The sequence below is a fragment of the Streptomyces yaizuensis genome, assembly GCF_034961445.1.
GTDB classification, from domain to species: domain Bacteria; phylum Actinomycetota; class Actinomycetes; order Streptomycetales; family Streptomycetaceae; genus Streptomyces; species Streptomyces yaizuensis.
Genome location: NZ_BSBI01000002.1, coordinates 367,837 through 381,675 on the forward strand (window position 1 = coordinate 367,837; position 13,839 = coordinate 381,675).

A 13,839-nucleotide genomic window follows, 5' to 3' on the forward strand; every position below is an offset into this window, starting at 1 on the left:
CGGGGCGGCACAGGGGTCCCTCTGCACGAAAGGGCGATGGATCGATAAGGTCACACGACAATGGGTCATGGCGGAGTCGATTCGATCAAGGCACGGTGGCGGAAGGCGGTGCACCGGGCGCGCGTCGCCCTGCGCAAGTCCGCCGTCGACTACTTCCGGGGCGACGGCTCCGACACCATCGCCCTCGCCGGGCTGCTGCTGACCGTACCCGCCCTCACCTTCGGCACGATCGTCATCCCCGAGTGGATCTCACCGTCCGCGCTCGTCCTGCCCATCGTGGCGGGCGCGCTGGTGCTCCGCCCGGCCAGCCTGCTCGGCCTCTACGCCACCTGCGCCGCCGGGCTGATCGTGGAGACGGTCGCCCTCGGCCCCTACACCAGCGGCCCCGGCCGGGTCACCCCCGGCACCGTCCTCACCGTCGCCGCCTGCGGCTTCTTCGGACTCCTGATCGCCCAGTTCCGGGCCCGGGTCGGCGTGCCCTGGCGGCGCGGCGGCACCATGCTCTTCGACCTGCGCGAACGCATCCGCGTCCAGAGCGCCCTGCCCCCGCTGCCCAAGGGCTGGCACCAGGAGATGGCCCTGCGTCCCGCCGGCGGCCAGTCCTTCTCCGGCGACTTCGTGGTCGCCGCCCGCACCCACGGCGGCCGCACCCTGGAAGTCGTCCTCACGGACGTCTCCGGCAAGGGCATGGACGCCGCGTCCCGGGCGCTGCTGCTGTCGGGCGCCTTCGGCGGACTGCTCGGATCGCTGCCCCCGCACGGCTTCCTGCCCGCCGCCAACGGCTATCTGCTCCGCCAGGACTGGGACGAGGGCTTCGCGACCTCGATCCATCTCGTCCTCGACCTGGAGTCCGGGGACTACGAACTCCTCTCCGCGGGGCACCTGCCCGCCCTTCAGCTCAGCGCCGGCACCGGCCGCTGGGAGGAGAAGAGCGCCGAGGGGCCGCTGCTCGGGGTGTACGACGGCGCCCAGTTCGACCCGGTCAAGGGGGCGCTGCGCCCCGGCGATGTGCTGATGCTCTTCACCGACGGCCTGGTCGAGTCGCCCGACCGCGATATCAGCGAGGGCATGGACCGCCTCACCGGCGAGGCCGACCGCTATGTGCCCGCCGGGTTCGCCGGGGCGGCCTGGCATCTGATCGAGGCGGTCGCCAAGGACGTCAACGACGACCGGGCGCTCCTGATCATCACCCGCGACGCCTGATCCGCCGGGACCGGGACCGGGGCCTCCGCCGTGGCCGCCCCGTGCGAATGACCTGAAGCGCCGTGCCCGTACCGGACGCCCGCCTCGGCCCCGTGACCTCGGCCCCGTCCGAGTGAGCCGCGGGGAGCACCCGTACCGGACGCCCGCCTCTGCCTCTTTGCCTTGGGCCGTCGCGAGTGAGCCGCAGGGGAACACCCGCACCGGGCGACCGCCTCCGCCCTTCTTTGCCTTGCCCTCCGTGCGAGTGAGCCGAAGGGGCGCCGCGGGTGTCGAAAGGGAGAACGCGCGGAAGGTCCGAGGAACGAGGACCAGAGCACGATCGACCGTCGACACTCGCTCCAGCGCCCCGGAGGCGAACCGAGCCTGCAAATTATCTGGTCGCCGCCCGCGCCGGGAGCACCGCCGACGCCACCCCCAGGGCGATGACCGCGAGTACCAGCGACCCGTACAGCTCCGGCGGGATGTACGGGGATCCGCCGGTCATGGCCTTCACCATCGGGATGAGTGTGGCGAGCGCGATCGCCGTGCCCAGGGCGACTCCCGCCACCGTCACCAGCAGCGCTTCCCAGCGGATCATGCCCAGTACCTGGCGCCGGGTGGAGCCGACCAGCCGCAGCATGCCCAGTTCGCGGCGGCGGTCGAGGACCGTCATCACCAGGGTGTTGGCCGCGGCGACCGCCGCGAAGCCGCCGAGGATCGCCGCCATGGTGCGGTTGGCCCAGGCGTTCAGTTCGCGGTCCGGGGTGGATGCGGTCGCGAAGTCCGCGGGGTCCTGGACGGTGCCCAGTGCCGCGAGTCCGCGGGCCGCCTCCGCGTCCGCCCGGACGAGGACGGTCGCCGGGTACGGGGTCGACAGGTGCGCCCGCAGGGCGGTGGCGGGCAGGGTGACTTCGGCGAGGCCGAGGCCCCGGCTGTAGAGCGCGATCACGTCGGCGGAGGACTTCGTTCCGTCGGGGAGCCGGAAGGTGAGGCGTTCGCCGACGGTGACTCCGGCGGATTCGGCGACCGTTTCGGCGAGGGCGACCTTGCCGGGTCCGAGGCTCCGCAGTGAGCCCTCGCGGACGTCGGGGTCCTGGACCTGTTCCAGGTCGGTACTCCGGCCGTCGATGCCCTGTGCGCTGGCCCTGAGCAGGGAGGCGTCGGGGCCGCTGTGGGAGTGGAGCAGGACGGTGGCGGGGAGCACGGAGACGGCGGCCCGTACCCCGGGCAGCTTCGCCGCGCGTTCGGCCGCGTCCACCGGAAGGGTGCCGCCGGTGCCGCTGACGACGTGGTCGGCGGTGATGCCGGCGCGCTGCTGCCGTTCGGCCGCCCGGTCGGTGCTGGTGTGCAGGAAGAGCAGTACGGAGGAGAACGCCGTCGCCAGCACGATCGGGGTGATCGCGGAGGCGAGCCGGCGGGCGTTGCTGCGGGAGTTGGCGGCGGCCAGGGACGCCGCCGGGCCCGCCGCCCGCAGGGGCAGTCCGAAGAGGGCCGCGCAGGCCCGGGCGATCTGCGGGCCGAGCAGGGCCACCGCCAGCATGAAGGCCATGACCACGCCGAGTGCGGCGTTGGCGGCGTCGTCGCCGCCGGTCCGGGCCGCGATCCCGGCGAGCACGGTGCCGCCGACGACGGCCGCGATGCCGAGGGGGGTACGGATCAGGCCGAAGCCGACCCGTTCCACCGCCGCGTCGGCGAGCGCCTGTCCTGGCCGGATCCGGGACGGCTTGCGGGCGGCCATGAAGCCGGCGCCGAGTGCGGTGAGGACGACGGCGCCGATCGCGACGGCCGGCGGCAGCCAGCCGATGTGGAGTTCCACGGCGGCGGGGATGGCGCCCCGGTCCCGGAGCTGCCCGAACCACCAGGACGCCAGCGCCATCGCGGGTACGCAGCCGAGTGCGCCCGCCGCCGGGGCGATCAGCAGCGCCTCGGTCGCGATGGAGCGCCGGATCTGGCGCGGGGTCGCGCCGATCGCCCGCAGCAGCGCGAACTCGCGCCGCCGCAGCCCCACGGAGAGCGCGACCGTGCCCGCGGCGGTGAAGACGGCGACGAGGGCGGCGATGCCGCCGAAGGAGCCGCCGATGCCGATGAGGGTCTCCCGGGCCGCTGCCAGGGACCGGTCCTCGACGCCGCCCCGGCCGTCCCCGGTGTGGACCTTGGGCAGGTCGTGTCCGCTGCCGAAGACCCCGGTGAGCCGGTCGGCCACCGTCGCCGCCGCCGTGCCCGGCTCCGGCAGGACGGCGATCGCGTCGATCTTCGCCGGGTGTCCGGAGAGGGCCCGCGCGTCGGCGTCGGCGAACCAGACGGCGCCCCGCTCCCCGGCGGCGGTCCCGGAGACCCGGAACTCCCGCTTCCCGCCGGGGGTCTCCAGGGTGATCCGCTCCCCCGCACGGGTCCCGCCGGCGGCCACGACGACCTCGCCCGTGCGGGGCGCGGCCCCGGAGGCGAGCTTCGTCCCGGTGAAGGCGGTCGAGGCCCATCCGTGGCCGGTCGCCCCGCCCCGCTCCCCGCGTACGGGGAAGGCGATGTCGGGGACGGCCCTGGCGACGCCGTCCACGGCCGCCGCCTTCGCGACCAGCGACCGGTCGAGCCGGGCCCGGTCGGGCAGCTCCGTGTACGCGTCGTACCCGTCCTCGCCGTTGTCCACCCGGAGGTGGGCCCGCTGGTCGGCCGCGACGACGACGGGCGCCCCGGCGTACCGCTGCGGCGGCACAAAGGCACGCAGTCCGCTTTCCAGCATGATGCCGCAGGCGGCGACGATGGCCGCCGTGAGCAGCAGGCCGACGAAGGTCCCGGCGAAGGCCGAGGGCTTGAACCGCAGGGCCGCGCGGGCCAGTCCGTTCGTACGGAACATCACAGCGCCGCCCCCGCGAGGGTCCGGGGCGCGGTCAGCGAGCGCATCCGGTCGGCGATCCGGGCCGGGTCGGCGCCTTCGACGCGGTCGGCGATGGCGCCGTCCGCGAGGAAGAGGACCCGGTCCGCCCAGGCCGCGGCCACCGGGTCGTGGGTGACCATGACGACGGTCGCGCCGAGGGAGTCCACGGCGGACCGCAGCAGCGCCAGCACCTCGCCTGCGGTGGTGGAGTCCAGGGCGCCGGTGGGTTCGTCGGCGAAGACCACGTCCGGCCGGGTCACCAGGGCCCGCGCGAGCGCCACCCGCTGCTGCTGGCCGCCGGAGAGTTCGGCGGGTCTGCGCCCGCCCTTGTCGCCGAGGCCGACCCGGCCGAGGACGTCGGCCGCCCGCCGCCGGTCGGGCCGCTCGCCCGCGAGCCGCATCGGCAGCAGCACGTTCTCCTCGACCGTCAGCGACGGGAGCAGGTTGAACGCCTGGAAGACGAAGCCCAGCCGGGTGCGCCTCAGGACGGTCAGCTCGTTCTCCTTCAGGCCCGTCAGCTCGGTGCCGCCGAGGCGTACCGATCCGGCGGTCGGCCGGTCGAGGCCCGCCGCGCACTGGAGGAACGTCGACTTCCCGGAGCCCGACGGGCCCATGACGGCGGTGAAGCTGCCGTGCGGGAGCACCAGGTCGATCCCGCGCAGGGCGTGGACCGCGCTTCTGCCCCTGCCGTACTGACGGCGGACGCCGTGCAGTTCGACGGCGGCGGCCCCTCGTGCCGGGTCGGTACCCCCGGCGTCTCGCCTCTTGCCGCGCCGCAGCCCCATCGTGTTCCTCCGTCTTGCCAACTGTGCAGGTCAACGCCGTTGACGCTACGGATCGGAGGGTGCGGGGGGCCATGGCGCTCCCTGGCGGACCGGGGTGGGGACAACCCCACCGGCGACGCGGGGGGCAGTCCCCCCGGATCCCCTTCCCGGGCGAGTTACTTGCGCTCATCAATTATTTGCTATTCTAATTACTGACGGTTCCTTGACGGTTATTTGACGCCCTCTTGACGCTCTCATGACGCCTCGCCGCCACCCCGTGCACACCGCTCGTCGACCACCCGTCGACACCCCGGCGAGGCGTCCTCCCCCTGTCCGTGACCACAGACGAGGACGAGCCCATCGGACACGCAGACACCCTCATCGCCATGGGCGGGGCCTTCCTCGCCGCCGCCCTCCTCGCCCGCCTCGGCGGCCGCATCGGCCTGCCGACGATCCCCCTCTTCATCCTGGCCGGGATCCTGCTCGGCCCCCACACACCCGGCATCGTGCTGGTCTCCGACCCGCACGACCTGGAGATGCTCTCGGCCCTCGGCCTGGTCCTCCTCCTCTTCTACCTGGGCCTCGAATTCCACCTCGACGACCTGAAGGCGGGCGGCCGCCGGATGGCCCTGGCCGGCGGCGCCTATCTGGTGCTCAACGTCGGCGCCGGACTCGGCTTCGGCTTCGCACTCGGCTGGGGCACCTCCGAGGCGCTCGTGCTCGCCGGCGTCCTCGGCATCTCCTCGTCGGCGATCGTCACCAAGGTCCTCGTGGACCTGGGCCGCATCGGCAACCCCGAGACCAAACCCATCCTCGGCATCATCGTGGTCGAGGACATCTTCCTCGCGCTCTACCTCGCCGCGCTCCAGCCGATCCTCTCCGGCGCGGACAGCCTCTCCGCCGCCGTGATGGACGCCGGCAAGGCGTTCGGCTTCCTGCTGCTGCTCGCGCTCGCCGCCCGCTACGGCACCCGCGTGGTCAGCCGCTTCGTCGCCACCCGCGACGACGAACTCCTCGTCATCTCCTTCCTGGGCGCGGCCGTCTTCATGGCCGGGGTCTCCGAGTGGTTCGGCGTCGCCGACGCCATCGGCGCCTTCATGGTCGGCCTGATGCTCGGCAGCACCACCTCCGGGGAACGGATCCTCAAACTGGTCCACCCGCTGCGGGACGCCTTCGGCGCGATCTTCTTCTTCGCCTTCGGGCTCTCGATCGACCCGGGCACCCTGCCGAGCGTGCTGTGGCCGGTGCTCGCCGCCGTCGCCGTGACCCTCGCGATGAACGTCCTCGCCGGACTCGCCGCCGCCCGGATCTACGACTTCGGCCCGCAGCCCGCCGCCAACATCGCCACCACCCTGCTGGCCCGCGGCGAGTTCGCGCTGATCCTCGCCACGATGGCGGCGGGGGCCGGCCTGGACGCGCGGCTCTCCCCCTTCATCGCGGGGTACGTGCTGCTGCTCGCCGTCCTCGGACCGCTCTGCGCCGGGCGCTCCCAGCTGCTCGCCCGCGTACTGCCGTCCCGTCGCACCCCCCTCTCCACCGGGGTCTGAACGAGCACCCCGCCAGGAACAGCGCCCCCGCCCGGCCGCCCGGCCCGGCGGGGGCGCTGTCATGATGGCCGGATGACCGACTCGACGGCTCCCGCGATCCGCCCGGCGGACGGCTCCGACCTGCCAGGACTGCTGGAACTCGCCGCCGGGGTCGAGCACTGGTTCGGGCCGATGGTCGCCGAACCCGGCTTCCACCGCGCCGTGCGCACCCACATCGACCGGGGCACCGCCCTCGTCGCCCCGGCCGCCGGGGGAGCCCTCACCGGAGGTCTGCTCTTCGACCCCGCCGGGGCCCCGGACCGCCCCCACCACGTCGACTGGCTGGTGATCGCCGCGCCCGCGCGCGGCACCGGCGTCGGCCGGGCCCTGATGGCGGCCGCCCTGGACCGCTTCGTCCGCCCGCCCGCCACGGTCGATGTCGTCACCTTCGGGCCCGATCACCCCGGCGCCGTCAGCAGCGGGGCCCGGGTCTTCTACGAACGCCTCGGCTTCGTCCCCGGCGAGGCCGCCGCCCCCGGCCCCGAGGGCGGCTCGCGCCAGCTCTACCGGCTGCGGCTCACCGGCTGAACCGCGCCCCCGCCGCCCACGGCGGGCCGTACGCGGCAACCCCGTACTCCGCCGCCGACCCGTTCGGGTGGAACGGGGCGGCCGGTACGGATGCGGGCGGCCGGTCCGGGTAGTCCGGCTGCGGGACGGCGCACCGCCGGACCCGCCCACCCCCGCTCCGCACCGGAGGCCCCCGTGCGCCGTATCGCGCTCCTCACCGCAGCCCTCGCCCTGGCCACCCCCCTCACCACGGCCTCTCCCGCGCGGGCCGCGGGGACGGTCACCACCTTCGCCGGCTCCCACTGCCCGCCGGCCAGCCTCTGCCTCTACCGGGACTACGACTTCACCGGCGGCGGGATCGCCCTGACCGCCGACACCTACGTCGGCCGGCTCGGCGACCACGGCTTCAACGACCAGATGTCGTCCTGGTCTAACGACACCGGCCTGGTCTGCGACTGGTGGGAGCACGCCGACCGGGGCCGGCCCATCCACGACATGCGGCCCGGCTACCGCGTCAACGTGCTGCCCCGGGAGAACGACACCGCGTCCGCCGTCGAGTGCTGGTGAAGCGGGCCCCGTAGAGCATTCCGGCGGCCCGTGACGGGACCCGCCGGGCACGCGCCACGGGCCCACCGTACAGTCGGAGACATGTCACACATATGGAGCCTCGCCGAGGTCGAGGCCGTGGCCCGCCAGGCGCACTCCGGCCAGCTGGACAAGGCGGGGCGGCCCTACGCGGAGCACATCGCCGCCGTCGCCGAGGGCGTGCGGGCCCGGGGCGGCAGCGCCGAACAGATCGCCGCCGGCTGGCTGCACGACGCGGTCGAGGACGACCGCCTCTCCCGCGAGTGGCTGCGCTCGGCCCCGCTGCCGCAGTCCGTCAAGGACATGGTCCTCGCCCTCACCCGGGGCGAGGACGAGGACCTGGAGTCCTACGTGGGACGGATCCGGACGACGCCGGGCGCGAAGCTGGTCAAGGAGGCCGACCTGGCGAGCAACACCGACCCGGACCGGCTGGCCGCGCTGGACGCGCCGACCCGGGACCGGCTCATCGAGAAGTACGGGCGGACCCGGAGCCTGCTGGGTCCGTGACCCGGCCGTCCACCCCGGTGCCTGTCCCGGTGCCTGCCCCGGTGCCTGTTTCGGCGGAGCCGTCCGGGTCGCGGAAGGCCCAGCGCAGCTCGGGTTCGGTGACCGTGCGCAGCGCCTTCCGTACCGGCGGGGCGCACATCAGGGTCACCGCCGCGGCGGCCGCCAGCGTCAGCAGCACCAGGCCGTACGGCTCGGCCGTCCAGGCCTGCGCCTCGAAGAAGCCCCCGTACTCGGCGGCCTTCAGCGGCAGTCCGTGCAGCAGATAGCCGCAGATCGTGCCGAGGCCCAACGCCGTGAACCAGGTGCGGCGGCGCGGCACCCAGGCCAGGAACGCGGCCGTCAGCAGCACCCCGGAGCCGAAGAGGACCAGCGTCGCCACGAGCCCGCTCCACCAGGGCATCCCCAGCTCCTGGGCGCTCGCGTTGCGGTACACCCAGTCCAGCCGGATCCGGGGCGCCAGCCAGTAGGCGAGCCCCAGCACCCCGGCGAACAGCGGCACCGCCAGCAGCCGCGCCTCCCGGCTGCGGACGATGCGGAAGTGGTCGGGCCGCAGCACCAGGCCGAGGACGAAGAAGGGGAGGAACTGGAGCACCCGCTGAAGGTTCAGGTCCGCCCCGATGCCGGGGGTCGCCGACGCCAGGGCGGCGACACCGAGCGCGAACGCCAGCGGATGGCGCAGCTGCCGCAGCAGCGGGGTGAGCAGCCGCCAGATGAAGAGGGCGGCGAGGAACCAGGTCAGATAGAAGGGGTCCAGCAGGCTGATGGGGTGCCCCGGCTCGTCGTCCGCCCAGCGGCGGAAGAGCGAGTACACCGTCTCGAAGACCACATAGGGCACGGCGACCGTGGCCACCAGCCGTCTCAGCTGGGTGGGCCCGCCGTGCCAGCTCCGGGAGAAGTAGCCGGAGATCACGATGAACGCGGGCATGTGGAACGCGTAGATCACCAGGTACAGCGCGCGGGTGGCGCGGCTGTCGGCCATCACCGGCTCCCAGGCGTGCGCGACGGCGACGAGCACGATGGCCAGGTACTTGGCGTTGTCGAAGAAGGGATCCCGGCCCGCCCGGAGGGGACCGGCGGCCCGTGGCGAGGGGATCAGCGGAAGGTGGGCAGGGGCGGCGGCGGGCTCCCGGGCCTTCGGTCCCGGAGCCCTGCGATTTCCCAGTGGCGCGTGGAACATTCAAGGCACCCTAGCCCTGCCCCGGTGAATTCGTAAAACCCCCGGCGGGGAACGTGAAGAGAGTTCGGGGGAAAGTCGTGAGGAATCCGCAGCGGAATGCCCAGGCATGGCGAACTGTCCCCTATGCCCATATTAATCCCCCTTAAATAGGGCATATCGCTACGGGGTTTTGTTTCTGTGAATGGGCTGTGCGACCAGGTTTGAATTTCCTGTGACCGAGGAGTGATGAAACGGCGGTGCGGGGTCGGATGTCGTTGCTTTATTTCCCGGGATGCGGGGTAGAAGGGGCCGCGCCCCCGGCCCGGCGCCGGGGCCCGGCCCCGCGTCTGGCGGCCGGCGGTGGCCGGATGGCGTGATCCCGCCCCCCGACGGTCCGTCAGACGAGGAATGAGCGGGCCCTGTTGGTGGCACGATTGCTCCGGAGGCGGGGACGCGCGCGACCGCGGCTCCGGCCCGCGTGGAACCGAGCGAGAGTGTGATCAGTTGTGGCCATTTCACTGTCTGCGGTGCTGCTGTTGGGGATCATCCTCGTGGTCATGATCCGCGCCGGGCAGATCAAGGGAGGGCCGTCGGTCGTCCCGATACTGTTCGGCTTCTTCCTCGCCTCGTCCGGGCTGGCCCCGTCCATCGAGCGGGCCCTCAACTCGATAGCGCAGGCGATCAACGACATCAGCTTCTGAGCCCCCGGCCGCTCGCGGGGGACCCCCGCCGAAACCGCTCCCGGGGCCCCCGGGGGCGGTTCGCGCTGCCCGCGCCGGGCGATCGTCTGTGACGAGCCGCGGCGGAAATCACGGGGAAAAGGCCGGGAACGCCGAAAACCCGTGGGCCCGGTCGGCGTACCGACCGGGCCCACGGGTTCACACCTGGAGCGGGCGACGGGAATCGAACCCGCGTAGCTAGTTTGGAAGACTAGGGCTCTACCATTGAGCTACGCCCGCGAGGACCGCACACGCGGCGCTCCGGCGCCAGGCCGGTGACCGCGGTACGAGGAGCATCGTAGCGGGTCACGGGCGCGCGTCGCACACCCCTTCCCCGGCGTCCGGGCCGCCCAGGCCCCTTCTCCCGGCCGCTGTGGCGCCCGGAGCGGACCCCCACCCTCCGCCGACCTGGAAATACCGCCGCCGCACCGACGCCGAGCATGTACCCTACGTCTCGCACCGACGGGGTGTGGCGCAGCTTGGTAGCGCGTCCGCTTTGGGAGCGGAAGGTCGTCGGTTCGAATCCGGCCACCCCGACCAACATCACAGACGCCCCCGATGAAGATCGCATTGTGGGGCTCGTTCCGCGTGCGGCTACTATGCAAACTACGTGCCCGCGTGTCCGGCGATGCGTCCGACCGAGTGAGAAGACCGCGACGACCTCCGGGCCGATCAGCCGAGCCGCCGCCCCGTGCGGCCGGTACGGCAGAACCCAAGAATCAGCCACCAAGGAGACCGAACCGTGAAGAGCGCCGTGGAGACCCTGAACCCGACCCGGGTTCGGCTCACTGTCGAGGTGCCCTTCGAGGAGCTCAAGGACAGCCTCGACGCGGCGTACAAGAAGATCAACCAGCAGGTCACGGTCAAGGGCTTCCGTAAGGGCAAGATCCCGGCCCGGGTCATCGACCAGCGGTTCGGCCGTGGTGCGGTGCTGGAGGAGGCCGTCAACGACGCCCTCCCGAAGTTCTACACCGAGGCGATCAACGAGGCGGACATCGACCCGCTGGGCCAGCCGGAGGTCGACATCACGGAGCTGAAGGACGGCGAGACGCTGAACTTCACCGCCGAGGTCGACATCCGTCCGGCGATCGAGATCCCGGACTACTCCGGCATCGAGGTCACCGTCGACGCGCTGGAGGTCACCGACGAGGACGTCGAGAAGGCCGTGGAGGAGCTGCGCGAGCGCTTCGCCTCCACCAGCCCGGTCGAGCGTGCCGCCGCCGACGGTGACGTGATCACCGTGGACCTGGAGGCCAAGGTCGAGGGCGAGGTGCTGGCCGACGGCGTCGCCGAGGGCGTCACCTACACCATCGGCTCCGGCGAGCTGCTCGACGGCATCGACGAGGCCGTGACCGGCCTGGAGGCCGGTGGCGAGGCCACCTTCGCCTCCCAGCTCAAGGGCGGCTCGGCGGCCGGCAAGGACGCCGAGGTCACCGTGAAGGTCACCACCGTCGCGCAGCGCGAGCTGCCGGCGCTGGACGACGACTTCGCGCAGCTCGCGAGCGAGTTCGACACGCTGGAGGAGCTGAAGGCGGACAGCCGCAAGCGCCTCGCCGGCATGAAGCAGTACGACCAGGCCACCCAGGCGCAGGAGCGGGTGCTGGAGGAGCTGCTGAAGCTCGTCGACGTCCCGATGCCCGAGAAGCTGCTCGCGGACGAGATCAACACCCGCAAGCACAACCTGGAGCACCACCAGCTGGGCCAGATGGGCCTCGACCTCGCGAAGTACCTGGAGATCCAGGGCAAGACCGAGGAAGAGTTCGACGCCGAGACCAAGGACGCCGCGGTCAAGGGCATCAAGACCCAGTTCATCCTGGACGAGCTGGTCTCCCGGGAGAAGCTGAGCGTCAACCAGGAGGAGCTGACGGAGCACCTCATGCGCCGTGCCGCCTCCTCCGGCATGAGCCCCGACCAGTTCGCCAAGGCGGTCGTCGAGGGCAACCAGGTCCAGGTCCTCGTGGGCGAGGTCGCCCGCGGCAAGGCGCTGGCCCTGGTCGTGGAGTCCGCCAAGGTCACCGACAGCAACGGTGAGGTCGTGGACATGAGCGACGACGAGGACGAGGAGACGGTCGAGGCCGCCGCCGAGACCGTCGAAGCGGTCGTCGACGCCGACGCCGAGAAGGGCGAGGAGAAGGCGGGGGCCTGATCCCCGGCACCTCCCCCGCGGGCGACCCGCCGGCGGCCCCCGGGCCCCGGCGGACCCCGCACCCGGCCCAGCCGTGCGCACAGGGCCCGGACGCCACCCGCGTCCGGGCCCTGTGCCGTACCCGGCCCGGCCCCGTCCGGCCCTTCAGGGGATGCCCGGTGATCCGGCCGGAAGTCCGCCCCAACCCTCCGCCGTCCACCTTGCGCTCCCAGCGAACAGTTCGGGAACCGGGATGGCGTTGTCCGACCTGCGCGTTAGGGTCCATGGATACGAGGGCAGGGGAGTACCCGGCCCCAGCCCCGGGGAGCGACGCGCCCCGGCGGCACAGACGCTGACGACGGCCAGGCAGGCCGTCAGAGACGAGCAGGTGGACTACGTGACGATTCCGATGCCTTACGCCGCCGGAGAGCCGTCCCTCGGTGGCCTCGGCGACCAGGTCTACAGCCGGCTGCTCGGCGAGCGCATCATCTTCCTCGGTCAGCAGGTCGACGACGACATCGCCAACAAGATCACCGCGCAGATGCTGCTCCTCGCCGCGGACCCCGAGAAGGACATCTACCTCTACATCAACAGCCCCGGCGGCTCGGTGACGGCCGGCATGGCGGTCTACGACACCATGCAGTACATCCCGAACGACGTCGTCACCATCGGTATGGGCATGGCGGCCTCGATGGGCCAGTTCCTGCTCACCGGCGGCACCCCGGGCAAGCGTTTCGCGCTCCCCCACACCGACATCCTGATGCACCAGGGCTCGGCCGGACTCGGCGGCACCGCCTCCGACATCAAGATCCAGGCCGAGTACCTGCTCCGGACGAAGCAGCGCATGGCGGAGATCACCGCCCGGCACTCCGGCCAGACCGTCGAGGCGATCATCCGCGACGGCGACCGCGACCGCTGGTTCACCGCCGAGGAGGCCCGTGACTACGGCCTCATCGACGAGATCATCACGGCCGCGTCCGGCGTCCCGGGCGGTGGCGGCACCGGCGCCTGAGCCCGGCGGCCGCACCCAGACCTCCAGCCACACCAGTTCGCGGGGAGCCCGCGAAACTCCCCGCAGAACGCCGAAGGGACGAGAGAACCCACCATGAGCAACTTTTCCGCGAGCGGTCTCTACACCGGCCCGCAGCCGGACAACCGGTACGTCGTCCCGCGCTTCGTCGAGCGCACCTCGCAGGGCGTGCGCGAGTACGACCCGTACGCGAAGCTCTTCGAGGAGCGCGTGATCTTCCTCGGGGTGCAGATCGACGACGCCTCCGCCAACGACGTCATGGCGCAGCTGCTGTGCCTGGAGTCGATGGACCCGGACCGCGACATCTCGATCTACATCAACAGCCCCGGCGGCTCGTTCACCGCGCTGACGGCCATCTACGACACGATGCAGTTCGTGAAGCCCGACATCCAGACGGTCTGCATGGGCCAGGCGGCCTCCGCCGCCGCGATCCTGCTCGCCGCCGGCACCCCGGGCAAGCGGATGGCCCTGCCGAACGCGCGCGTCCTGATCCACCAGCCGTCCTCGCAGACCGGCCGGGAGCAGCTCTCCGACCTGGAGATCGCCGCCAAGGAGATCCTGCGGATGCGGGTGCAGCTGGAGGAGATGCTGGCGAAGCACTCCACCACGCCGATCGAGAAGGTCCGCGACGACATCGAGCGCGACAAGATCCTCACCGCTGAGGACGCCCTCGCGTACGGTCTCATCGACCAGATCGTCTCGACCCGCAAGAGCACGGCCGGGGCCGCTGCCTGACCGTCGCTGTGCCCTTGGCGCGGATCACGACCTTGTGAACCGCGCCAAGGGGGGCCCGAACAAGGGCCCCG

12 protein-coding genes and 2 tRNA genes are annotated in these 13,839 nt (G+C 72.4%); 10 read left to right on the forward strand and 4 right to left on the reverse strand.

Translation table 11 applies throughout. The features are described from left to right. Nucleotides 1-60 precede the first annotated feature (60 nt). Entirely contained in the window at nt 61-1,203 is a 1,143-nt protein-coding gene (locus tag SYYSPA8_RS05430) for a PP2C family protein-serine/threonine phosphatase (protein WP_323445791.1), read from the forward strand. Between the two features lie 370 nt (nt 1,204-1,573). Here SYYSPA8_RS05430 and SYYSPA8_RS05435 read toward each other — a convergent pair whose 3' ends face one another. Together SYYSPA8_RS05435 and SYYSPA8_RS05440 are read right to left on the reverse strand one after the other, a co-directional pair. Further along, entirely contained in the window at nt 1,574-4,033 is a 2,460-nt protein-coding gene (locus tag SYYSPA8_RS05435; protein WP_323445792.1) for an FtsX-like permease family protein, read from the reverse strand. Beyond that, nucleotides 4,033-4,839: an ABC transporter ATP-binding protein gene (locus SYYSPA8_RS05440; RefSeq protein WP_323445793.1), complete on the reverse strand. Its 807-nt coding sequence runs from the start codon at nt 4,837-4,839 to the stop codon at nt 4,033-4,035. Before SYYSPA8_RS05440 ends, SYYSPA8_RS05435 begins: the two co-directional genes overlap by 1 nt. 365 nt (nt 4,840-5,204) lie before the next feature. Here SYYSPA8_RS05440 and SYYSPA8_RS05445 point away from each other — a divergent pair, with 365 nt between their 5' ends. From SYYSPA8_RS05445 to SYYSPA8_RS05460, 4 genes are all read left to right on the forward strand, one after another. Continuing rightward, nucleotides 5,205-6,365 carry a cation:proton antiporter gene (locus SYYSPA8_RS05445; protein ID WP_323446316.1) on the forward strand — a complete coding sequence of 387 codons (1,161 nt, stop codon included), beginning with the start codon at nt 5,205-5,207 and terminating at the stop codon, nt 6,363-6,365. 72 nt (nt 6,366-6,437) lie between these two features. Continuing rightward, nucleotides 6,438-6,932 carry a GNAT family N-acetyltransferase gene (locus SYYSPA8_RS05450; RefSeq protein WP_323445794.1) on the forward strand — a complete coding sequence of 165 codons (495 nt, stop codon included), beginning with the start codon at nt 6,438-6,440 and terminating at the stop codon, nt 6,930-6,932. Between the two features lie 174 nt (nt 6,933-7,106). Further along, the gene (locus SYYSPA8_RS05455; RefSeq protein WP_323445795.1) at nt 7,107-7,478 is read left to right on the forward strand and encodes a peptidase inhibitor family I36 protein; all 372 of its coding nucleotides are present in this window, start codon (nt 7,107-7,109) and stop codon (nt 7,476-7,478) included. Between the two features lie 81 nt (nt 7,479-7,559). After that, on the forward strand, nt 7,560-8,003 hold the full coding sequence (locus tag SYYSPA8_RS05460; protein ID WP_323445796.1) for an HD domain-containing protein: 444 nt from the start codon (nt 7,560-7,562) through the stop codon (nt 8,001-8,003). Here SYYSPA8_RS05460 and SYYSPA8_RS05465 read toward each other — a convergent pair. After that, nucleotides 7,960-9,180: an acyltransferase family protein gene (locus SYYSPA8_RS05465; RefSeq protein ID WP_323445797.1), complete on the reverse strand. Its 1,221-nt coding sequence runs from the start codon at nt 9,178-9,180 to the stop codon at nt 7,960-7,962. The two genes, SYYSPA8_RS05460 and SYYSPA8_RS05465, sit on opposite strands and share 44 nt — an antisense overlap. 485 nt (nt 9,181-9,665) lie before the next feature. On the opposite strand from SYYSPA8_RS05465, the gene SYYSPA8_RS05470 reads away from it, so the two are divergent. After that, nucleotides 9,666-9,860, forward strand: coding sequence for a hypothetical protein (locus SYYSPA8_RS05470; RefSeq protein WP_323445798.1), 195 nt, complete (start codon nt 9,666-9,668; stop codon nt 9,858-9,860). A gap of 184 nt (nt 9,861-10,044) precedes the next feature. Here SYYSPA8_RS05470 and SYYSPA8_RS05475 read toward each other — a convergent pair. Then, nucleotides 10,045-10,118 (reverse strand) — tRNA-Gly (locus SYYSPA8_RS05475). A gap of 223 nt (nt 10,119-10,341) precedes the next feature. On the opposite strand from SYYSPA8_RS05475, the gene SYYSPA8_RS05480 reads away from it, so the two are divergent. The 4 genes from SYYSPA8_RS05480 to SYYSPA8_RS05495 all read left to right on the forward strand — a co-directional run bounded on the left by SYYSPA8_RS05480 (nt 10,342) and on the right by SYYSPA8_RS05495 (nt 13,768). Further along, a tRNA-Pro gene (locus SYYSPA8_RS05480) sits at nt 10,342-10,418 on the forward strand. Nucleotides 10,419-10,620: 202 nt separating this feature from the next. Then, nucleotides 10,621-12,024, forward strand: a complete 1,404-nt coding sequence (tig, locus tag SYYSPA8_RS05485) for a trigger factor (protein WP_323445799.1) — start codon at nt 10,621-10,623, stop codon at nt 12,022-12,024. Between the two features lie 388 nt (nt 12,025-12,412). Then, nucleotides 12,413-13,015, forward strand: coding sequence for an ATP-dependent Clp protease proteolytic subunit (locus SYYSPA8_RS05490; protein WP_323446317.1), 603 nt, complete (start codon nt 12,413-12,415; stop codon nt 13,013-13,015). Between the two features lie 93 nt (nt 13,016-13,108). After that, the gene (locus SYYSPA8_RS05495; protein WP_323445800.1) at nt 13,109-13,768 is read left to right on the forward strand and encodes an ATP-dependent Clp protease proteolytic subunit; all 660 of its coding nucleotides are present in this window, start codon (nt 13,109-13,111) and stop codon (nt 13,766-13,768) included. Nucleotides 13,769-13,839: the final 71 nt, after the last annotated feature.